The 20,910-nt window shown below is 70.4% G+C and carries 18 protein-coding genes and 1 pseudogene; 13 read left to right on the top strand and 6 right to left on the bottom strand.

From position 1 onward, the window contains the following. The first annotated feature begins 57 nt into the window (after positions 1 to 57). From ACIBKX_RS01545 to ACIBKX_RS01535, 3 genes are read left to right on the top strand one after another with little or no spacing between them, the layout of a single operon-like run. Entirely contained in the window at positions 58 to 1,359 is a 1,302-nt protein-coding gene (locus tag ACIBKX_RS01545; RefSeq protein ID WP_363272433.1) for a sugar ABC transporter substrate-binding protein, read from the top strand. 25 nt (positions 1,360 to 1,384) lie between these two features. Next, positions 1,385 to 2,380 carry a sugar ABC transporter permease gene (locus ACIBKX_RS01540; RefSeq protein WP_363272432.1) on the top strand — a complete coding sequence of 332 codons (996 nt, stop codon included), beginning with the start codon at positions 1,385 to 1,387 and terminating at the stop codon, positions 2,378 to 2,380. Continuing rightward, positions 2,377 to 3,210, top strand: a complete 834-nt coding sequence (locus ACIBKX_RS01535) for a carbohydrate ABC transporter permease (protein WP_363272431.1) — start codon at positions 2,377 to 2,379, stop codon at positions 3,208 to 3,210. The genes ACIBKX_RS01540 and ACIBKX_RS01535 overlap by 4 nt, the downstream gene beginning before the upstream one ends. A 45-nt stretch (positions 3,211 to 3,255) precedes the next feature. Here ACIBKX_RS01535 and ACIBKX_RS01530 read toward each other — a convergent pair whose 3' ends face one another. Further along, on the bottom strand, positions 3,256 to 4,155 hold the full coding sequence (locus ACIBKX_RS01530; RefSeq protein WP_363272430.1) for a chitosanase: 900 nt from the start codon (positions 4,153 to 4,155) through the stop codon (positions 3,256 to 3,258). A gap of 135 nt (positions 4,156 to 4,290) precedes the next feature. Between ACIBKX_RS01530 and ACIBKX_RS01525 the strand changes: the two genes are divergently transcribed. The 3 genes from ACIBKX_RS01525 (at position 4,291) to ACIBKX_RS01515 (ending at position 6,161) form a co-directional block, all read left to right on the top strand. Continuing rightward, complete coding sequence (locus ACIBKX_RS01525; RefSeq protein WP_363272429.1) at positions 4,291 to 4,509, top strand: hypothetical protein; 219 nt, start codon at positions 4,291 to 4,293, stop codon at positions 4,507 to 4,509. Between the two features lie 10 nt (positions 4,510 to 4,519). Continuing rightward, positions 4,520 to 5,620 (top strand): hypothetical protein, encoded by a 1,101-nt coding sequence (locus tag ACIBKX_RS01520; RefSeq protein WP_363272428.1) that lies wholly within the window; start codon positions 4,520 to 4,522, stop codon positions 5,618 to 5,620. Positions 5,621 to 5,804: 184 nt separating this feature from the next. After that, positions 5,805 to 6,161 (top strand): hypothetical protein, encoded by a 357-nt coding sequence (locus ACIBKX_RS01515; RefSeq protein ID WP_363272427.1) that lies wholly within the window; start codon positions 5,805 to 5,807, stop codon positions 6,159 to 6,161. Between the two features lie 147 nt (positions 6,162 to 6,308). Here ACIBKX_RS01515 and ACIBKX_RS01510 read toward each other — a convergent pair. Next, a pseudogene (locus tag ACIBKX_RS01510) lies at positions 6,309 to 6,737 on the bottom strand (hypothetical protein); the annotation flags it as partial. Positions 6,738 to 6,769: 32 nt separating this feature from the next. Here ACIBKX_RS01510 and ACIBKX_RS01505 point away from each other — a divergent pair. Then, entirely contained in the window at positions 6,770 to 7,492 is a 723-nt protein-coding gene (locus tag ACIBKX_RS01505; RefSeq protein WP_363272426.1) for a VWA domain-containing protein, read from the top strand. A 24-nt stretch (positions 7,493 to 7,516) separates the two neighbouring features. On the opposite strand, the gene ACIBKX_RS01500 is transcribed toward ACIBKX_RS01505, so the two are convergent. Both ACIBKX_RS01500 and ACIBKX_RS01495 read right to left on the bottom strand, forming a co-directional pair. Continuing rightward, positions 7,517 to 8,464 carry a tyrosine-protein phosphatase gene (locus tag ACIBKX_RS01500; RefSeq protein WP_363272425.1) on the bottom strand — a complete coding sequence of 316 codons (948 nt, stop codon included), beginning with the start codon at positions 8,462 to 8,464 and terminating at the stop codon, positions 7,517 to 7,519. A 196-nt stretch (positions 8,465 to 8,660) separates the two neighbouring features. Next, the gene (locus tag ACIBKX_RS01495) at positions 8,661 to 9,179 is read right to left on the bottom strand and encodes a MarR family transcriptional regulator (protein WP_363272424.1); all 519 of its coding nucleotides are present in this window, start codon (positions 9,177 to 9,179) and stop codon (positions 8,661 to 8,663) included. A gap of 160 nt (positions 9,180 to 9,339) precedes the next feature. Here ACIBKX_RS01495 and ACIBKX_RS01490 point away from each other — a divergent pair, with 160 nt between their 5' ends. The 4 genes from ACIBKX_RS01490 (at position 9,340) to ACIBKX_RS01475 (ending at position 13,708) form a co-directional block, all read left to right on the top strand. Then, the gene (locus tag ACIBKX_RS01490; RefSeq protein ID WP_363272423.1) at positions 9,340 to 10,782 is read left to right on the top strand and encodes an MFS transporter; all 1,443 of its coding nucleotides are present in this window, start codon (positions 9,340 to 9,342) and stop codon (positions 10,780 to 10,782) included. Between the two features lie 220 nt (positions 10,783 to 11,002). Further along, a complete protein-coding gene (locus ACIBKX_RS01485; protein ID WP_030362889.1) occupies positions 11,003 to 11,206 on the top strand; it encodes a cold-shock protein in 204 nt (67 codons plus the stop codon). Positions 11,207 to 11,300: 94 nt separating this feature from the next. After that, on the top strand, positions 11,301 to 12,851 hold the full coding sequence (locus ACIBKX_RS01480; protein ID WP_363272422.1) for a DEAD/DEAH box helicase: 1,551 nt from the start codon (positions 11,301 to 11,303) through the stop codon (positions 12,849 to 12,851). A gap of 35 nt (positions 12,852 to 12,886) precedes the next feature. Then, complete coding sequence (locus ACIBKX_RS01475) at positions 12,887 to 13,708, top strand: pentapeptide repeat-containing protein (RefSeq protein WP_363272421.1); 822 nt, start codon at positions 12,887 to 12,889, stop codon at positions 13,706 to 13,708. Between the two features lie 35 nt (positions 13,709 to 13,743). On the opposite strand, the gene ACIBKX_RS01470 is transcribed toward ACIBKX_RS01475, so the two are convergent. Beyond that, a complete protein-coding gene (locus tag ACIBKX_RS01470) occupies positions 13,744 to 14,667 on the bottom strand; it encodes a hypothetical protein (protein ID WP_363272420.1) in 924 nt (307 codons plus the stop codon). A gap of 215 nt (positions 14,668 to 14,882) precedes the next feature. On the opposite strand from ACIBKX_RS01470, the gene ACIBKX_RS01465 reads away from it, so the two are divergent. Together ACIBKX_RS01465 and ACIBKX_RS01460 are read left to right on the top strand one after the other, a co-directional pair. Then, positions 14,883 to 15,719 carry a S1 family peptidase gene (locus tag ACIBKX_RS01465; RefSeq protein ID WP_399375582.1) on the top strand — a complete coding sequence of 279 codons (837 nt, stop codon included), beginning with the start codon at positions 14,883 to 14,885 and terminating at the stop codon, positions 15,717 to 15,719. Between the two features lie 205 nt (positions 15,720 to 15,924). Beyond that, positions 15,925 to 19,005, top strand: coding sequence for an endo-alpha-N-acetylgalactosaminidase family protein (locus ACIBKX_RS01460; RefSeq protein WP_363272418.1), 3,081 nt, complete (start codon positions 15,925 to 15,927; stop codon positions 19,003 to 19,005). Positions 19,006 to 19,078: 73 nt separating this feature from the next. Here the strand turns inward: ACIBKX_RS01460 and ACIBKX_RS01455 are convergent, their stop codons facing one another. Further along, positions 19,079 to 20,830, bottom strand: a complete 1,752-nt coding sequence (locus ACIBKX_RS01455) for a beta-galactosidase (protein ID WP_363272545.1) — start codon at positions 20,828 to 20,830, stop codon at positions 19,079 to 19,081. Between the last annotated feature and the right edge of the window lie 80 nt (positions 20,831 to 20,910).

Raw genomic sequence — 20,910 nt, 5'->3', positions numbered from 1 at the left:
ATCGCTCCCACAAACGGATCGGCGCACCAACAAGCACGAACCCATGAGGGGGCCGGCATGAAGCGACGGGTCATCGCGGCAGGTATCGCCATGACGCTCGGACTGACCGCGACGGCATGCGGCAGCGATGACGGGAGCGACAGCGGCGACAGTGCCACGGACGGCAAGGGCAAGACCCTCACCGTCTGGATCATGGAGGGGACCAACCCCGACGCCAGGCCCTTCTTCAAGGAGGCCGAGAAGGCCTTCCAGAAGAAGACCGGTGCCAAGATCCACGTCGAGTACCAGCAGTGGGCCACCGCGCAGAAGAAGTTCACGACCGCGATCGAGGGCGGCGAGGACCAGGTTCCGGACGTGGCCGAGGTCGGTACCACCTGGGTGCCTCAGTTCGCCGAGACCGGCGCGCTCGTCGATGTGACCGAGGACGTCAAGAAGTCCGGGCTGGGCGATGATCTCGTCGAGGGGCTCAAGGACGCCGGCACGCTCGACGGCAAGCAGTACGGCATGCCCTGGTACGCCGGTGTGCGCTCCATCGTCTACCGCAAGGACATCTTCGAGAAGCACAAGCTGAAGGCGCCGACCACCTGGAAGGAGCTCCAGTCCGCAGCCAAGACGCTGAAGGAGAAGGAGCCGGGGATGATTCCCTTCCCGGTCGCCGGCGGCGCCGAGATGTTCGCCGCCCCCTTCATCTGGGGCGCGGGCGGCGAGCTGGCCACCGAGTCCGGCGGCAAGTGGAAGTCCGGGGTGAATTCGGCCGAGGCGATCAAGGGCATCGAGTTCTACACCGGCCTCGCCACCAAGGACAAGGTCTCCCCGGCCAAGGTCAACACCTGGACCGAGAAGGAGGTCGGCGACGCCTGGAACAAGGGCCAGATCTCCATGGCCGTCGGCGGCAACTGGACCCCCAAGGCCATCGTCGACGCGAACCCTGACCTCAAGGGCAAGCTCGCCGCCGTGCCGATCCCCGGCCAGACCGGCGGCATGAGCAAGTCCTTCCTCGGCGGCTCCTACCTGTCCACGTTCAACACGGACAAGAAGGACCTCGCCTGGGAGTTCGTGAAGATGCTGACCACCGGTGAGTTCGCCGCCAAGTGGGCCGAGCAGACCAACTACTTCCCCGGTCAGAACTCCGAGCTGAAGAAGATCGAGGCGAAGAAGGACCCGCTGGTCGAGCCGTTCGCCAAGCAGATGCTGGAGGCCGGCGCGACCGTCCCCAAGACCAAGGCGTACGGCGAGATCCAGGCCTCCAAGGTCATCCCCGGCATGGTGCAGTCCATCCTGACCGGAAAGATGTCCGTCAAGGAGGCCGCGGACAAGGCGGCCAAGGACATGGACGCGATCTTCGCCAAGGACAAGTAGGCAAGGGCAAGGGCGAGTCGGCACTGTGAAAGACACGTTTGTCGGCGACGGGCCCAAGGAAGGCAGTACCACGGCCCGTCGCCCCACCCCCCGTCCCGAACACGAAGCGGCCCTCCGCAAGAAGAAGCTCGTCGGCCTCACCCGGCCGTGGCTGCTCCTCGCACCGTCCCTCCTGGTCCTCGCCGGTCTGCTGCTCTGGCCGCTGATCCAGGTCGGCAAGCTCTCGCTGCAGGACTACGCCGTCAAGTTCGGCGGAGGCGTGGGCACTTACGTCGGCTTCGAGCACTACTCCGATCTGCTCGGCAGTGAACTCCTGTGGCAGACGGTGCTGCCCAACACGGCGTTCTTCGCGATCGCCTGCGTCGGCCTCACCGTCGCCCTCGGCACGCTCGTCGCGCTGCTGCTCAACCGGCTCGGCCCGGTCTGGCGGCTGATCTGTTCCATCGCCATCCTCGCGGCGTGGGCGATGCCCGCCGTCACCGGGACCTATGTGTGGATCTGGCTCTTCCAGCCGCAGGACGGCATGGTCAGTCAGATCGCGGGCTCGATGGGGCTCATCGATCCCGAGACCACCAACTGGTTCACCGAGCGCGGGCCGTTCTACGCGATCGCCACCCTCAACGTCGTCCACCACGGCTTCCCGTTCGTCGCCATCACCGTCCTCGCCGGACTGATGACGATCCCCAAGGAGCTGTACGAGGCGGGGGAGTTGGACGGCGCCAACGCCTGGCAGCGGTTCTGGAAGATCACCCTGCCGACGATCAAGCCGGTCTTCCTGGTGGTGACCATCCTGTCCACCATCTGGGACTTCAAGGTCTTCACCCAGATCTATCTGATGCCGGGCGGCGACGGCTCCAACGAAGAGGTCTACAACCTGGGCGTCTTCTCGTACATCGAGGCGTTCGCGAAGAACGACTACGGGACGGGGGCAGCCGCGGCCGTCCTGCTCACGCTGCTGCTCCTCGTCATCACGATCGTCTACATCCGTACGCTGTTCCGGCAAGGGGAGGAGGACCTGTGAGTGCCCGTCGTACCACCCTCGCGGGGCGCATCGGACTGCCGGTCGCGGTCGCCGCGCTCCTCGTCTTCACGCTCTTCCCCGTGTACTGGATGATCTCCACGGCACTCGACCCGAAGGCGATCACCCGCGGCTCCGACGTGCTGCCGAGCGGACTCAGCCTCGAGCACTTCAGCTTCGTGTTCGAGAAGGGCAACTTCGGTACGTACCTGCTGAACTCGGCGATCGTCGGCTTCGGCACGATCCTCGCGGCCGGGCTGCTCTCGCTCTTCGCCGCCGTCGCCGTGGCCCGCTTCAAGTTCCGGTTCCGCACCTCCGTACTGATCATGGTGTTGATCGTGCAGATGGTGCCGCTGGAGGCGCTCGTCATCCCGCTCTTCATCCAGATGCGCGACTACGAGATGCTCAACTCGCTGCTCGGACTGACCATCGTGTACGTCGCGCTCTCGCTGCCCTTCGCGATCTGGACCCTGCGCGGCTTCGTGCAGACCGTGCCGAAGGAGGTCGAGGAGGCGGCGTACATCGACGGGGCGTCCTGGTGGCGGATGTTCCGGTCGGTGCTGCTTCCGCTGGTCGCGCCGGGCCTTGTCGCCACCTCGATCTTCGCCTTCATCACGGCGTGGAACGAGTTCGTCTTCGCGTACACGTTCATGAAGGGCAGTGACAAGTACACCGCGGCCGTGGGCATCTACCAGTTCTTCGGTGAGAACTCCACGGCCTGGGGTCCCGTCATGGCCAGCTCCACGCTGGTCACCCTGCCGGTGATGATCTTCTTCGTGATCGTGCACCGGAAGCTGGGCTCGGGCCTCGCGGCGGGCGCCGTCAAGGGCTGAGTCCGGTGGGGCAGGGAGACGTTCGGGGCAGGGAGGCGTTCGAGGTCAGGGAACCTTGAACGTCTCCCCGTACACCTTCCACTCCAGCGGAGTCTTCAGGCCCAGATTGCCGTCGTAGAGGAACTGCCGCTGCGCCGTCTCGACGCGGGTCGTGTCGCGGTGGGCCTTCTTCTCCTTCATCGCCTTCGTGCGGATGTCGAGGAAGATGTCCAGGTACGCCTTCTCCTTGCCGCCCTGGGCCGGCGTGTTCGCCTCGTTCAGCGCCGCCTCGCGCAGGCCGTAGAAGCCGCGCGCGCCGGTGCCGGGGCCGTGCAGCACCATCGCGTCGTAGTAGATGAACTGGCCGAGCGTGCCGAGCCCGTCGAGCTTGGCCAGGCGCACCGCCGGGTCGAAGTAGACGCGGTCGCGCGTCCTGTCCTGGGCCTTGCGGAACGCGGGCTCGGCGGCCTCCGCCTTCCAGGCCTCGGTGAAGCCGGGGTCGAGGCCCTCGTGCGAGTCCGTGCCGTCGACCTTGCGCAGGGCGGGCAGATAGCGGGCCAGGCCGTTGTCCGGGTGGTCCTTGGTGTAGCGCTCGACGAGTGTCAGCAGGTCGTGCGTACCGGTGCAGAAGCCGATGATCCCGGCGGTGTAGCCGTTCCCGTCCCCTATGTCCTCGATGTAGCCGTACTGGCCGCGCCAGTTCAGCGTCGAGTTCTCGGCGCTCGCCACGAGCTTCTGCGCCAGCTCCTTCTTGGCGGGCGCGGCGAGGCCGGCCGGGAGGCTCGCGATCAGCTTGTCGTCGGCCCTGCGCTCGGCCGCGGACTTGTCCTGGTCGTACGGCCGCTCGGTGCCGGGCGCCCTCCCGTCGGCTCCGGAGTCGGCGCTGTCCGAGTCGCCGCCGAGGAGGTAGACGGCGACCGTGGCCACCGGGGCGACGGCGAGAAGGAGGAGACCTGCACGTTTCATTCGGCCAAGATTACGTGCGCTTTGCCGGTAGCGCGCCTTCCGGATCTTCCGGGCCCACCGGCTGCGGCCGAGCCTATTGACTAATAGTCAATCCCGCTCCAGTCTCGGGAGCCGTACCCGGTCGCGGGAGGCGATATGAGCAGCGAGGCACGGCAGCGGTTGACCGAGGAACTGCGGGGCGAACCGGCGGAATCCTTCGGGCAGTTGACCTCCGGGCAGCTGGAGTCACTGGCCGACGCGCTGCGGCGGGAGCGGGAGAGCCGGGCCGCCGGCCTGGGCGAGGCCGCCGAGGAGGCCCTGAAGCTGGTGCCCGCCCTGGCGCGCGGGCCCGTCCGCCGGATTCTCTTCCGATAGAGGAGTCAGCATGGACACGTTGCGCGGCAGGGCCGAGATCCTGAAGACCGCCCGCCTGCTGGACGTCGGGCCGGAGGCGCTCGCCTTCCTGGGGACGCTGCCCGTCGAGGACGTACGCCGCTTCCGTACGCAGTGCGTGGCGGCGCTCTTCGACGGCGCACCGGAGATGCTCGACCGGATCGCGTCCGCGACGAAGCTGGTGCCCGCCGGGGTGGCGGCCGCCATCTCGCAGAAGGCGCTGGGGCCGCGGCTCGCCGCCGGGGTCGCGGGGCGCCTGGAGCCGGCCCGCGCCGCCGACATCATCGAGAAGCTGCCGGTGTCCTTCACCGCCGAGTCCTGCGGGCATCTGGACCCGCGGCGGATCCAGGGCATCGTGGACCGGCTCGACGAGGGTCTCGTCGTACGCATCGCGGTGGCGCTCGCCGAGCGCGGCGACCATCTGACGATGGGGCGGTTCGTCGGGTATCTGCGGGACTCCGCGCTGCGGCGGATCCTGCCGCAGGTGGACGACGCGGCGGTGCTGCGGACCGGCTTCCTGATCGACGAACCGGAGCGGCTCGGGCAGATCATCGGGCTGATGGGCGGTGAGCGGCTCGCTTCGGTCATCGGCTCGGCTTCGGGGGCGGGGCTGTGGCCGGAGGCGCTCGCCGTCGCCGGGATGGTGACGGGGGAGCAGCGGGGCGAGATCGCCTCGCTCGCCGCGGCGCAGCCGCAGGACCGGCTCGACTCGCTGGTCGTGACGGTGGCGGAGCAGGACCTGTGGGAGTCGCTGCTTCCGCTGGTCGCGCTGCTCGGCGAGGAGGAGCGGCGGACGGTCGCGGCGCTGCCGTCGCTGCGGGGCGGCGATGTGCTCGGCGGTGTGGTGCGGGCGGTGGTGGCCACGGGCCTGTGGGCGGAGTTCCTGCCGCTGGTGGACGCGCTCCCGGAGGAGTCCCGCAAGGTCGTCGCCGACGCCGCGGGCGCGCTGCCCGCAGCCGACCTGGACGCGCTCGCCCTGGAGGTCGACAAGCAGGACCTGTGGGAACTGGTCATGCCGCTGGTCGAGCTGATGGACGACGCGGCGAAGACGCGGATCTTCGAACTGCCCGCGTTCCAGGAGCAGGCGGGGTAGCGCCCCGGCAGCCGTCACCCACACGGCGGACGAAGGATCGATGCGGCAGCCCCACACGGGTGACGCGGTGCATCCGGCGGCCGTCCGCGGGGGAAAGCGGAGTCGGACCCGTCGACTCCAGGTACGGGTCCGGCCATCCCCCGCCGCCGGGCACCCCGCCCGGCGCCCGACGGAAACGGACTTCATGCGCCTTCGTCACACGGCCGCCGCCGCCCTCGGCGCGCTCGCCCTCGTCGTCACCCTGCCGACCTCCGCGAGTGCCGCCACCGGCGACTTCTCCTACAAGTACGTCGGGCTCAACGGCACGCCCCAGTCGGTCACCCTCCACGACCCGGAGAGCCCCGGCTGCATCACGCTGCCCGAGGTCGCCGACCCGGACTCCTCCGAGCCCGCGTTCGCCCCGCACAACGACACGGACGAATGGGTGATGGTCTTCACCGAGCCCGACTGCACGGGTGACTCCTGGACGCTGCGTCCGCACGGGCACCCCGCCACGGACCGGCTCAAGCTGCGCTCGGTGTTCCTGACCGGCCGCCACTGAGCCGTGGCGCACTCACCCCGGTGACCACATGCGCGTCACCGGGGCTTCACCCGCCCCTGTCGGGCGCCAGCCGTTCGAAAGTTGGCCATACAACTTCGAGGCCGCATCCGAGGCGGCCCGACCGGCAGGAGGCGCACCGGCGGAGGCGAGCAGCGGCACCGAACTGCCCACCATCGCGGCGGCCGTGGCGTACGACGCGAAGGCGCTGCCGAAGAGCAGCACGAACCCGCCGAGCAGGGTGGGCAGCAGGACCGGGATCACGCCGGAAGCGGTGAGCACGGCCTCCCGCAGCGCGCGCCTGCTGGAGGTGACCACTGCCTGGGCCGGCAGCAGTCCGAGTACCGCGCCGGTCGCCGCGGTGAGGGACGACAGCTTGACGCTGCCGAGGAGCGCGGTCCGGTAGGCGCCTTGTACGGAGGCGCTGAGGTTGCCGGGGCCGAGGGCGATGAAGAGAAGGAGGAGGAGGGGGAGGGCGGCGAGGCTTGCTCCGCGGCTGCGGGGCCGTCGTGACTGAGCCGGGCACCCGTCCGGCCGGCCCGGCGTACCCTCGGGCCCTGACCGGCCCCCGCACCTCAGGGCCGGAGCACGGGAGAGCGGAGCGACGGCACATGGGACCTGCGATCAGCCTGCGGAAGGTGGAGGAGGCGGCGCCCGCCCTGGTCAGCCTCTACAAGAGCGCGGGTGTCAGCCTCCGCAAGCACGGCCTGGAGGGCGAACGCGCGGCCGTCTACCTGGTCGTGGACCACTCCGGCTCCATGCGGCCGTTCTACAGGGACGGCAGTGTCCAGGCCCTGGCCGAGCGCGTCCTCGGCCTCTCCGCGCATCTCGACGACGACGGCCTCGTCCCCACGGTCTTCTTCTCGACGGACGTCGACGCCGTCACGGACGTCGCCCTCGACCGCCACCACGGCCGGATCGACGAGATCGTCGCCGGGCTCGGTCACATGGGCCTGACCAACTATCACCTGGCGATGGACGCGGTGATCGACCACTACCTGGACAGCGGCACCGCGGCACCGGCCCTGGTCGTCTTCCAGACCGACGGTGGCCCCAGCGGCAAGTCCGCCGCCGAGCGGTACCTCTGCAAGGCCGCGAAGCTGCCGCTGTTCTGGCAGTTCATCGGCTTCGGCAACCCGCGGAGCAGGCAGTTCGACTATCTGCGCAAGCTCGACGAACTCGCCGTCCCGGGCAAGCGTGTCGTCGACAACGCCGGCTTCTTCCACGCGGGGAAGAAGCCGGCCAAGGTGCCGGACGAGGAGCTGTACGACCAGTTGGTGGGGGAGTTCCCGAAGTGGCTGGCGGCGGCGCGGGCGCGGGGCATCGTCGGCTGACCCGCGCGCCCGGAGCCGCGGGGCTCAGCCGACCAGCTGCTTGCGCAGGGCGAGGATCGTCCCCGCGTCGAGCCCGAGGCCTTTGGTCAGATAGCCGTTGAGGCTCCCGTACCGCTTCTTCGCCTCGTCCAGCGCCGCCTCCAGATATCCGGTGCGGACCTCCTGGAGCGGGATCAGCAGGTCGGGGTTCTGCATCATCCCGCTCTGCTTCAGGCCTTCGCGCACCTTCGCGTCGTACGCGGCCCGATAGGTGTTGGACGCCAGGAAGTCGCCCACGGCGGTGCGCTCGGGGACGCCGAGGGCGCGCAGGAGCAGATAACTCGTCCAGCCCGTACGGTCCTTGCCTGCCGTGCAGTGGAAGAGCAGCGGCGCCGCGTCGCCGCCGCGCGCTATGTCGCGCAGGGTCGCCGCGAACTGTCCGCGGTTGGTGCCGTCGGCGACGAAGGTGCGGTAGACGTCGCGCATGAACGCCTCCGCCTTGCCGTTGCCGAGCATCTCCTCCTGCTTGACCGGGTCCTTGGAGCCGATCACGGTCATCAGGGTCGTGAAGAGCCCGTTGTCGTTCACGGGCCGTGCGGTCGCGGTGAGCCCCGGCGGCAGCCGGTCGGGGCCGTCGTACTGGACCTCGGCGGGCACCCGGTAGTCGACGACCTTCTTCAGGCCGAGCTTCGCGAGGGTCCCCAGATCGGCGTCGGTCAGCTTGGTGAGGGCGTCGGCGCGGAACACCCGGCCGTAGCGGACCTGCTCGCCGTCGTAGGTCCGATAGCCGCCCAAGTCCCTTGTGTTGACGGCACCTTGGAGCGGTATCAGGCGTACGCCGTCCGCCGCGGGGCGGGGGTGGTGCGGCGCGTGCCGGGCGGTGCCGCGCTCGGGGGCGGTGGGTTCGGCGTGGGCCGCCCAGGCGGGCAGGGTGCCCAGGGCGAGTGCGGAGATCACGACGCCGACTGCGGTGCGCTTGCGGGCGATGTGCATGGGCCGCCTTCCGTTCGGTAGCGGTCGCTCATGGTCAATCGTCGTTCAACCAAGCGATTGTTTGGTCGCAGAAGGTAGCGGGGTGCCCGGCAAGGGGGAAGGTGTGCGCGAGGGGTTACTGACGGATCGTCAATTTAGAGGTGACAGGTGTCAATGGGTTGTAAAGGCCCCTCGGCGCGGGGGTCTTCGCCGTCCGCTATTCGGCGAGCCGGGCCGCCGCCCGGTGCTGGCGCTCCGTCGCGCCCTGAAGGAAGCGGATGACGGTCTCCAGCTCGGCGACCGTGAACTCCCCGCAGAGTTCCTCCACTTCGCGCTGCCACTGCGTGAAGATCTCCGCGAGGTCCGCCAGCTTCTCGCGGCGGATCTCGATGAGTACCCGCCGCTTGTCGGTGGGGTGCTTGACCCTGCGGACGAAGCCCTTGTTCTCCAGGCGGTCCACGAGGCCGGTCACCGAGGCCGGGGCGAGCGCGGTCTGCTCGGCGAGTTCCTTGGCGGTGAGCGGGCCGCCGCGCTCCAGGATGTCGAGAGTCTTGTTCTCCGTCGCGCTGAGGCCCTGCCGGGCCGCGACGGCGGAGTGGAACATCACCGTCGCCGCGCTGTTCGCGCGCCCGGCCGAGGTGAGGCGCTCCAGGGCGTCGGCGCGTTCCGCGGTGCTCTCCGCCGTGCCCTCCGCGGCGCGTTCCGTCGGCTTCTCGTCCGTGCTGCTGCCGCTCATGGGGCGAGCCTAGCAAATATTTAGTTCGGGCGAACGAAAGACTTGTGATCACGGTTGGGTGCGTGCAAGTGTTTCGTTAGCCCGAACGAAATAAATCCGCGCCCCGGCCTTCCGCGCCCCGGCCTTCCGCACGCCAACCTCCGGAGCCCTTGGAGCCGACATGACAGCGACCCTCGACACCACAGCCGCGCCCTCCGGGGGCGCGGCACCCCACCCCAGGCGCTGGGCGGCCGCCGTCGTGATGATGGTCGCCGCGCTGATGGACCTGGTCGACGTGACGATCGTCAACGTCGCGATCCCCTCCATCGGCCGCGACCTCGGGGCCTCCGAGAGCGCCCTGCAGTGGATCGTCTCCGCGTATCTGCTCGGCTTCGCCGCGACGCTGATCGTCGCCGGGCACCTCGGCGACCGGTACGGCCGCAAGATCCTCTTCCTCGCCGGTACGGCCGGCTTCGGCGTCGCGAGCCTGGGCTGCGGCATCGCCCAGTCGCCCGGACAGCTGGTCGCCGCCCGTGCCGTGCAGGGCGTGACGGCCGCGCTGCTCATGCCGCAGGTGCTCGGCTCGCTCCGGACGCTCTTCCGGGGCAAGGAGCGGGGCGCCGCCTTCGGCATGTACGGAGCCGTGGCGGGGTTCGCCTCGGCCGTCGGGCTGCTGCTCGGCGGCGTACTCACCGACGCCGACCTCTTCGGCCTCGGCTGGCGCTCGGTGTTCCTGGTCAACCTGCCGGTGGCGGCCGCGACCTTCGTGGCGGGACTCCTCCTCGTGCCTCAGACACGGGAGCGCTCCGCCGGGCGCCCCGACGTCCTCGGCAGTCTCGTCCTCGCCGGATCCCTCGTCGCGATCGTGCTGCCGCTGGTGCAGGGCCGGGCGGACGGCTGGCCGCTGTGGGGCTGGATCTGTGTCGCGGCGGGCGCGCTGACGCTCGTCGGCCTCGCGGTCGTCGAGGGCAGGCGCCGCTCGCACGCGACCGTGCCGCTGCTGCCGTCCCGGGCGTTCCGGCTCCCCGCCTTCTCCGTGGGCGTGGCCGTGCAGCTGCTCTTCGCGCTCGGCATGCAGGGCTTCTTCCTGGTCTTCGCGATCTGGCTGCAGGGCAGCGAGGGCTACACCCCGATGCAGGCGGGCCTCGTCACCGTCGCCTTCTCCGTCGGCGGCTTCCTGACCGCGCCCGCCGCGGACGCGCTCGCCGTGCGGTTCGGGCGCCTCGTCCTGGTCGCCGGTTCGCTGATGATGGCGGGCGGCTTCGCCTGGGTCTGGTCGGCGGTCGTCGCCTCCAGCGAGCGGCACACCGGGGCGTGGCCGCTGGTGCCGGGGCTCGTGGTGGCCGGTGCCGGGCTCGGATTCCTCGTCGTACCGCTGGTGAACGTGGTGCTCTCCGCGGTACCCGCCGACCTCGCGGGCGGGGCGTCCGGGATCTTCTCCACGGCCCAGCAGTTCGGCGGCGCACTGGGGGCCGCGGTGATCGGCACGGTCTTCTTCGACCACGCGTCCGGCGGTCTGACCGGAGCGCTCGACGCGGCGATGCCCTGGGTGGCGGCGGGCTTCGTGCTCTGCGCGGTGCTCTGTCTGGCGCTGCCCCGGCATGCGGCGGCACAGGCGGAGTGACCCAGGTCTCATGGGCGGCCCGGAACAAGGGCCGCCCATGGGCGTGTTAAAGTCATGTGTTGCAGTTTTGGTACCCATGAACATGATGTGCGCCTGACGGGAATGCTCCGAAGGCGCATTGTTTGTTTTTCCGGTCTTTCCCGGATGGGGGTCATTGCAGCGCTGGGAGATCCGCAAAACCGTGGATTTCCGTACTCTGCCCCTGTCTTAGGAGATTGACATGGCAACCGGCACCGTTAAGTGGTTCAACTCTGAAAAGGGCTTCGGCTTCATCGAGCAGGACGGCGGCGGCCCCGACGTCTTCGCCCACTACTCGAACATCGCGTCCTCGGGCTTCCGCGAGCTCCTGGAGGGCCAGAAGGTCTCCTTCGAGGTCACGCAGGGCCAGAAGGGCCTGCAGGCCGAGAACATCGTTCCCGCCTGATCGTCGTAGCGCGCGAACCTCATAGCCGGGGCCCGCACCAGAAAGGTGCGGGTCCCGGCTTGTGCTGTCCCCAGGTCCAGGAAGGCATTTCCGTATGAATCGCTCCGACCGCCCGGCGCGCCCTGCCCGCAGGCGCTCCACGAACGCACGCGGAAAGGCCCCGGTGGCCGGCGGCGGCCAGGCCAAGGGCGCCGCGAAGAAGTCAGGACGCGGCAAGCCGAGGCCCGTGCAGGGCGGCGAATTCGCGCTGCCCGAGACGATTACTCCCGCGCTTCCCGCGGTCGAGGCATTCGCCGATCTGGACATGCCCGAGGCGCTCCTGAAGACGCTGGCCGCGCAGGGCGTGACCGAGCCCTTCCCGATCCAGGCCGCCACGCTTCCCAACTCCCTCGCGGGGCGCGACATCCTCGGCCGCGGCCGTACCGGCTCGGGCAAGACCCTTGCCTTCGGCCTCGCGCTGCTCGCCCGCACCGCGGGCCGCCGCGCCGAGCCGCGCTCGCCGCTCGCCCTGGTCCTGGTGCCCACGCGTGAGCTGGCCCAGCAGGTGACGGACGCGCTGACGCCGTACGCGACGTCCGTGAACCTCCGTGTCGCCACGGTGGTCGGCGGTCTCTCCATCACCCGGCAGGCAGCCACGCTGCGCCGCGGCGCCGAGGTCATGGTGGCGACGCCCGGCCGGCTCAAGGACCTCATCGAGCGCGGCGACGCGGATCTCTCGCAGGTGCGTACGACGGTGCTCGACGAGGCCGACCAGATGGCCGACATGGGCTTCATGCCGCAGGTCACGGCGCTGCTCAAGCAGGTCGAGCCGGACGGTCAGACGATGCTGTTCTCCGCGACGCTGGACCGGAACATCGACCGTCTGGTGCGGATGTTCCTCACGGATCCGGTCGTGCACTCCGTTGACCCGTCCGCGGGCGCGGTGACGACGATGGAGCACCACGTCCTGTACGTCTCCGACGAGACCGACAAGAAGGCGGTCGCGCTGCGTATCGCCGCCCGTGAGGGGCGGGTCATCCTCTTCCTGGACACCAAGCGTGCCGTCGACCGCTTCACCAAGCGGCTGCTGGCCAATGGCGTGCGGGCCTCCGGGCTGCACGGCGGGCGTTCGCAGCCGCAGCGCAACCGGACGCTGGACCAGTTCAAGACCGGGCAGGTCACCGCGTTGGTCGCCACGAACGTCGCGGCGCGCGGCATTCATGTCGACGACCTCGACCTCGTCGTGAACGTCGATCCGCCGACGGACCACAAGGACTATCTCCACCGGGGCGGGCGCACGGCCCGTGCGGGCGAGTCGGGCAGTGTCGTCACGCTGGTCCTCCCGGAGGAGAAGCGGGACATGACGCGGCTCATGTCCGACGCGGACATCCGCCCCAACACCGCGCGTGTGACGTCCACGGACGAGGAGCTGGCGCGCATCACCGGCGCGCGGGAGCCCTCTGGGGTGCCGGTGGTGATCGAGGTGCCCCAGCAGCAGGCGGCTCCGCAGCGGGGGCGTCGCCGTCCGGCCGGGCAAGGTGGCGGCCAGGGCCAGGGCCAGCGCCGCTCCCGGTCCACCGGGGGTGGCTCCGGCACCGGCGGTGGCGGTCGTCCCCGCCGCGGTGGTGCCGGCCGGGGCGGGACCGGGCGCCGCCCGGCCGCGTAACCACAGCGAGGACAGCGGAGAGCGTGGAGGACATCATGGTTCGGACTCAGGACACCCGGCAGGAACTCCGTGCCGACTGCGCGAGTTGCTTCGGGCTCTGCTGTGTCGCCCTCACGTTCTCCAAGTCCTCGGACTTTCCCGTCGACAAGGCCGCCGGGAGTCCCTGCGGCAACCTTCAGCAGGACTTCCGTTGCGGTATTCACCGGGACCTGCGGCAGCAGGGGTACTCGGGCTGCACCGTGTACGACTGCTTCGGGGCGGGGCAGCGGGTGTCGCAGGGTACGTTCGGCGGGACCGACTGGCGGGCGGACCCCGACACCGCCCGCCGGATGTTCGAGGTCTTTCCGGTCATGCGCCAACTGCACGAACTGCTCTGGTACTTGACCGAGGCCGTGGAGCTCCCGCAGGCCCGCCCCATCCGGCCCGACCTGAAGCGGACGCTGGCAGCCACCGAGCGCCTCACCCGCGGCACCCCCGCCGACGTCGCCGCGACGGACGTCGCCGCGCACCGCGAGGAGGTCAACGCCCTGCTCCTGCGCACCAGCGAGCTGGCGCGCGCCGACATCCGGCGGAAGAAGAAGGACCGCAGGGGAGCGGATCTCTTCGGCGCCCGTCTCAAGGGAGCCGATCTGCGCGGCGTCAGCCTGCGCGGCGCCTATCTCATCGCCGCCGACCTTCGCGGCGCGGACCTCAGGCAGACGGACCTGATCGGCGCGGACTTCCGGGACGCCGACCTGCGGGGCGCGGACCTCACCGGCAGCATCTTCCTGACCCAGTCGCAGGTGAACGCCGCCAAGGGCGACGCGGCCACCAAGCTGCCGCCGGCCCTGAACCGCCCCTCGCACTGGGCGGCGTAACACGCGTAACAGGCGACAGCCAGGACACGTGCCCCTTACGCGTCGCACTCCAGGACCGTCCGGCAGAGGCCGCACCGCGCCCGGATCCGCCCCCGGGCCGGCACCCGGATCCGCTGCTGACAGGTGGGGCAGGGGAACGAGACCCGCAGCGGTCCCCGGCCGCCCCCGCCCCCTTCGTCGTACGAGAACGCATAGGGCGATCCCGCACGCGCCGCCCCCGCCGCGGCCGCCGGGCCGTGATCCTGCGCGTACCGCCGGTCCTTCGCGTACCGCCGCCGTCCCGCCCACCCCGCGGCCGTCAGCGGCGGCTGCTGTTCGTCGCGCCGGGCCTGGGCAAGTCCCTTCGTGTACGCCGTGTACGCCTGTGCGCTGGTGAACCACGTCTCCGGCGCCTCGCCGAAGGCGATGGCCCGTTTGGCGAGGACGTACCCGAACTCCTCCGGCGTGAGATAGCCGAGCTTCTGCGAGGAGGCGCCGTCCTCGCGGTAGGCGTCGAGCAGCAGCCACCCCGCGCCCAGATACGTCGTGGCCGTGTCGGTGAGGATCTCGTTGTCGCGGGTGCCGGGGAACGCCAGGTCGAGCCGGTGCAGATAGACGTGCATGACCTCGTGGGCGAGGGCCGCGCCGATGTCCCGGCGATGTGTACGGAATCGGTCGTTGAGTTCGATGAAGTACTCGGGCCCCGCGGCGAGTTCGACGTTCGCCGCGTGCTCCATCTCACGGAAGCTGACGATCATGCGGGCGTCCGGGAGCCGGAGGTGCCGGACCATCTCACGGGCCACCCGCTGCACACCCAGATGCAGGTCGTCCTCGTCGCAGAAGGCGACGTCCACGGGAGCGACGCTGGTGTCGAAAGTGTGCACGGTGTCGTACGAAAGACGTTTGTAGAGCGCGGTGATCGCGGACCGCACCGTGTCCAGATGGGGATAGCCGTGCTGCACCGGCCCGCCGTCCGCCACGCGCACACCTCCTGAAGCGTCGCTGTCCGTCCCGACTCGCCTCAACCCGCCTCCACTGTAGGGCGGATCGCCGCGACCCGAACCAGCCCTCTCAGGGCCCCGTGGCCGAAAACCGCCCCTTGCTCTATGCGGACACCGATCTCCATAATCCGCAACAACGCTTTGGCGGGCTCATGCCATCCACGCGCACTCTGTGGGGACGACAAGGGCCCGTCATGTGTGCAACCCCCCACGAACCCCCCACGAAGGGAAGCCCGTTGAACACCAAGCTGCGTGGAGTGACAAGAGCCGCCGCCCTCGGTGCCATCGCCCTCGCGACCGCCGTCAGCCTCCAGCCCGCGGCCCAGGCGGCCCCGCACCCCGGCCCCAACCCGGGTGAGCGCGTCGTCGGCGGCACCCCCGCCGAGCAGGGTGAATTCCCGTTCATGGTCCGTCTGTCGATGGGCTGTGGCGGCGCGCTGTACGCCCAGGACATCGTGCTGACCGCCGCCCACTGCGTGGACGGCTCGGGCGACAACACCAGCATCACCGCCACCGGTGGCGTCGTGGACCTCGAGAGCCCCGACGCGATCAACGTGAAGTCCACCAAGGTCCTCCAGGCCCCCGGCTACAACGGCAAGGGCAAGGACTGGGCGCTCATCAAGCTCGAGAAGCCGATCGACCAGCCCACCCTGAAGATCGCCAAGGACACCAAGTACAACGAGGGCGAGTTCGACATCGCCGGCTGGGGTGCCGACAAGGAGGGCGGCGAGCAGCAGCGTTACCTGCTCAAGGCCAAGGTCCCGTTCGTCAGCGACGCCGACTGCGAGGCCGCGTACGGCGCCGACCTCACGCCCGGCGAGGAGCTCTGCGCCGGTCTGCCCGAGGGCGGCACGGACACCTGCCAGGGCGACTCCGGCGGCCCCATGTTCCGCAAGGACGAGGCCGGCGAGTACATCCAGGTCGGCATCGTCAGCTGGGGCAACGGCTGCGCGCGGCCGAAGTTCCCCGGTGTCTACACCGAGGTGTCGACCTTCGCCGCGGACATAGAGAAGGCGGCGTCGGAGCTCTGAGCCGCTAGCCAGGGCAGAACGCACCACAGCACATGATCGAGCGCGGGGCCGGACCGGTCGGTGGTCCGGCCCCGCGTCGTGCGCGCCCCCCCCGGCGCACCTGCCGCACCGTTAGTCCAAGACCTGTCCCCCCTTTGTCCATGGGCGCACAAGTCCCGTACGGCGCAAGGTGATCGACACCGAGAACCGTCCCAGGAGGGGTGCCATGGTGTCGTCAGAAACGTCCGGGCCGAGCCGCAGAGCCGTCGTCGCCACGGGAGCGCTGGCCGGTGTCGGCGCCGCCGTGGGCCTCGGCGGCACCGCGTTCGCCGGGCCCGCGGCGGGCGAGGCCGTCATCCGCTCCGGCACGCTGGAGGTGCGCGTCGCCACCGACTTCCCGCGCATCGTGTCGTACCGGGACCGGGCCACGAACGCGGTCCTGTACGCCCAGCAGACGGCCGTCACGACGCTCCTGATCGACGAGAAGGAACACACCCCGAAGGTCACGCACCGGGCCGGCGACGACCGCGTCTCGTACGTCCTCGCCCTCACCGGCGGCACCACCGTCGCCGTCGAGATCGCCGTCGACGGACGCCAGGTGCACTGGCGGGTGACGGAGATCGCCGACACCGACGCCCTGCGCGTCGGCACCCTCCGCGTCCCCGGCCTCGCCCTGCTCTCCGTGCGCAGCGACCAGAAGGGCGGGACGCTGCTCGCCGCCAAGGTCCAGCTGGACAAGGCCAAGAGCGGCGACACCGAGGTCAGGCCCACGCCGGACAGCCCCGCGGAGGCGGCCACGGGATGCGCGTACGCGGTGGTCGCGCACGACGCCCTCGGCGGGGCGATCGAGACCAACACCGTGTACGACAAGCCCACCTCCGAGGCGGGAACGACCTGGGAGAACGGCCGGCTCTGGCGCGAGACGGTCAAGCGCGACGGCCACGTCGAGGCCCGCCTCACGCCCGGCCAGTGGACGCACCGCGCGGCGACCGCGCCCGTCGGGGACACCGAGCCGCTGCCGTACGCCACCGTGATCGTCACCGGCGACCGGAACGGCGACGGCAGGGTCGACTGGCAGGACGCCGCGATCGCCTTCCGCGACATCATGGTGAACCCGCTCGGCGCGGACGAGCAGCACCTGCGCGTCGTCCCGCACATCCCGTTCAACTTCGCCTCGCAGGCGACCAATCCGTTCCTGACGACGCTCGACAACGTCAAGCGGATCAGCCTGGCCACGGACGGGCTGCGGCAGTACACGCTGCTCAAGGGCTACCAGTCGGAGGGCCACGACTCCGCCCACCCCGACTACGCGGACAACTACAACACCCGCGCGGGCGGCCTCGACGACCTCAACACCCTGGTCCGCGAGGGCAAGAAGTGGAACAGCGACTTCAGCGTGCACGTCAACGCCACGGAGTCGTACCCCGTGGCGAACGCCTTCTCCGACACGCTCGTCGACAAGGCGAACGAGCAGTGGGACTGGCTGGACCAGAGCTACCGCATCGACCAGCGCCGGGACCTGGTCTCCGGAGACATCATCAAGCGCTTCGCGGACCTGCGCGCCCAGACGGACGACGCCCTCAACACCCTCTACATCGACGTGTTCCGGGAGTCCGGCTGGACCTCCGACCGGCTCCAGCGGGCCTTCCGCGAACAGGGCTGGACCGTCACCTCGGAGTGGGGCCACGGCTTCGAGCGGTCCTCGGTCTGGTCGCACTGGGCGACCGAGCCGGACTACGGCGGCGACACCTCACGCGGCATCAACTCCCGGCTGATCCGCTTCATCCGCAACCACCAGAAGGACGTCTTCGCCGACAAGTGGCCCACGCTGCTGGGCATCGCCCGGATGGGCAACTTCGAGGGCTGGGTCGGCAAGACGGACTGGACGTACTTCTACGACCTGATCTGGACCGACTCGCTGCCCGCGAAGTACCTCCAGGCGTACCCGATCAAGTCCTGGTCCGAGCACGAGATCGGCTTCTTCGGAGAGGGCGGTACGACCGTCTCCGACGCGGGCGGCACCCGGCGCATCACGACCGACGGCCGTGTCGTCTACGAAGGCGGCAGCTATCTGCTCCCCTGGGAGCCCCGCAAGGCCACCGATCCCGCCAAGTTGTACCACTACAACCCCAAGGGCGGCAGCGGCAGTTGGCAGCTCCCGAAGGGCTGGTCCGGCCTCTCGAAGGTGGCCCTGTACCGCCTCACCGACCAGGGCCGTGTCTTCGTCTCGGACGTCCCGGTGAGCGGCGGCAAGGTGACCCTCAAGGCCACGGCGAAGCAGCCCTACGTCCTGTACCGCTCGCGGGCGCAGCGGCTGCCCGACGCCGACTGGGGGCAGGGCACACCGCTGCACGACCCGGGCTTCACGTCCGGTTCGCTGGAGGGCTGGAAGGTGTCCGGTCCCGCAGCGGTCGAACTGAGCCCGCTCGGCGACCACGAGCTGGTGATCGCCTCGGGCGGCGCGGCGGCGGTAGGCCAGCGGCTGAGCCGTCTCAAGGCCGGTCCGTACGTCGCGTCCGTACAGGTCGAGGTGGGCGCGAAGGCGGGGGAGGAGCGCAAGGCGACCCTGGAGGTGCGCACGGCCGACGGGGTCACGGCGGCGAACTGGACGCGGACGTCCACGGCGGGCAACTACGTGGCCGCCGACCGCAAGCACGGCACGCGCTTCCAGCGGGTGTTCACGCACTTCACCGTGCCCGAGGGCGGCGGCCCGGTGGACCTGACCCTCCGTGCCGAGGCGGGGCGGGCACGGGTGCGGTTCGACAACGTACGGGTCGTCGCGGGACACGCCGCCGGGCGGCTGCCCCGCGCGGTGCTCGCCGCCGAGGACTTCGAGCACGTCCCCCAGGGCTGGGGGCCGTTCGTGAAGGGCGACGCGGGGGATGTCACCGACCCGCGTACGCATATCGCGCAACGCCACGCGCCGTACACGCAGCGGGGCTGGAACGGCAAGGCGGTCGACGACGTGATCGACGGCGCGAACTCCCTGAAGTCGCGCGGCGAGAACGCGGGACTCGTCTACCGGACGGTGCCGCACACCGTGCGCTTCGCCGCCGGGAAGCGGTACCGGGTCTCCTTCCGGTACGAGAACGAGAAGGCGGGGCAGTACGTGTGGGTGACGGCGGTGGACGCGCCGGCGCCGCGCGAACTGGAGCGCAAGGAGCTGCCGGTGGCCACGGAGCCGACGACCCTGACGTACGAGTTCACGGCCCCGGAGAAGGGCGAGGCGTGGGTCGGCCTGCGCAAGACGGGCGACGACGGGAAGGCGGAGTTCGTCCTGGACGGGTTCGAGGTGCGGGAGGCGTAGGGGACGGCTGAGAGGGGGCGGCTGAGGGAGGGGCGGGCCCCGCAGGGTCCCGCCCCTCCCTCCTTCCCTCAGCTCAGCTCAGCTCCAGCCTCTCCCCGGCCTCCTCCATCTCCAGCACCCACACCTCGTTCTCGCCCTCCCGGAGAACCGGACCGGGGACGTACAGGGACGTCTGCGGGCCCACGCCCCAGTACCGGCCGAGGTTGAAGCCGTTCAGCCAGACGAAGCCGCGCGTCCAGCCGGGGAGTTCGAGTGCGGCGTCCCCGGGGGCGGCGATCTCGATCACGCCCCGGTACAGGCCGGGGCGCCCTCCGCTCCCGCCCTCCGCGGCCGGAACGCCCCGCACGGCCGACGGCACGTCGAACGCGTCGAGCCGCAGCCCCTGCGCCCGCACCCCGTGCAGATACTGCCGCTCATGGAGGATCCCCCCGGTGATCCCTTTCGTCTCCCCCGTGCGGGGCCCGTAGTTGACCCGCCCCAGCGACTCCACCCACAGCTCCACGCGCGCGTGCCCCGCGACGGGCTCCGCCAGCACCGGCTCGGCCTCCGTGAGGGCACCGGCCGCCCGTACGCCGTCGACGTACACGACCGCCAAGTCCCGCAGCCCGCGCACGCTCAGCGGCAGCGGACGGCGCGGACCCGGCACGGTCACGGCGTAGCTGACCAGGCCGCGGTCGATGTCGAGCTCTTCGAAGGTGGGCGGTACGGCCCGCTCCACCACGGGTCCGCCGAGCGACTCCAGCACGGCGGACAGCGGCGACCACGAGCCGAGCGACGCCGATGCCGCCGTCCCCAGGGACGGCGGGGGAGGGGGCAACTCCGGCAGCGGGCCCTCCGCGTACTCGGCGAGCACCTCCCGGAAGGCCCAGAACTTCTCCGTGGGGCGGCCGAACTCGTCGATCGGCGCGTCGTAGTCGTACGACGTGACGTCGGGTTCGAGTACGCCGTCGTGCAGGGCGCCGCCGCCCCGGTTCGCCCCCGCCCAGCCCGCGAAGTTCGTGCCCCCGTGCGCCATGTAGAGGTTCACGGAGGCCCCGCACTCCAGGATCCCGCGCAGTGCGACCGCCGCGTCCGCCGCCTCCCGCGTGACATGCTCCGCGCCCCAGTGGTCGAACCAGCCGCACCAGAACTCCATGCACATCAGCGGCCCCTTGGGGCGGTGCCTGCGCAGCGTCTCGAAGGCCGCGCCCGCGCCCGAGCCGAAGTTGGCCGTGGCGAGGACACCGGGGAGCGAGCCGCCGGTGAGCATGTGGTCCTCGGGGCCGTCGGAGGTGAACAGCGGGACGCCGACGCCCGCCGCGCGCAGCAGGTCCGTGAGGTGGCGCAGATAGAGGCCGTCCGAGCCGTAGCTGCCGTACTCGTTCTCCACCTGCACCATGATCACGGGGCCGCCCCGGTCGTGCTGCCGGGGCACGACCTCTTCCAGGAGGCGGTCGAACCAGCGGTCCACGTAGCCGAGATACTCCTCGTCGCGGGTACGCGCGCGTGCCCCCACCGCACCCGTCACCCAGTGCGGCATGCCGCCGTTCTCCCACTCGGCGCAGATGTACGGTCCCGGCCTGACGATCGCCCACAGGCCCGCCGCGTGCGCCGCGTCCAGGAAGCGGCCGAGGGACGCCACGTCGCGGTACTCGCCGGGGCGCGGCTCGTGCAGGTTCCACGGGACGTACGTCTCCACGCAGTTGAGCCCCATCGCCCGCAGCATCGCGAGCCGGTGCCCCCACTGCGCCTCGTGCACCCGGAAGTAGTGCAGCGCGCCGGAGAGCAGCCGTACGGGCCGCCCGTCCAGCTCGAAATCGTCCTCGCCCACCCTGAACTCGGCCATCACTTCCCTCTCGCTCACTTACTGCTTCGCCACGATCACCTCTGGCGGGCGGCAGGGTCCATGGACAAAGATCTAGGCGG

It is taken from the genome of Streptomyces sp. NPDC050658 (assembly GCF_044457025.1).
In the GTDB taxonomy this organism is placed as follows: domain Bacteria; phylum Actinomycetota; class Actinomycetes; order Streptomycetales; family Streptomycetaceae; genus Streptomyces.
This window is presented reverse-complemented; position numbering and strand designations above follow the sequence as displayed.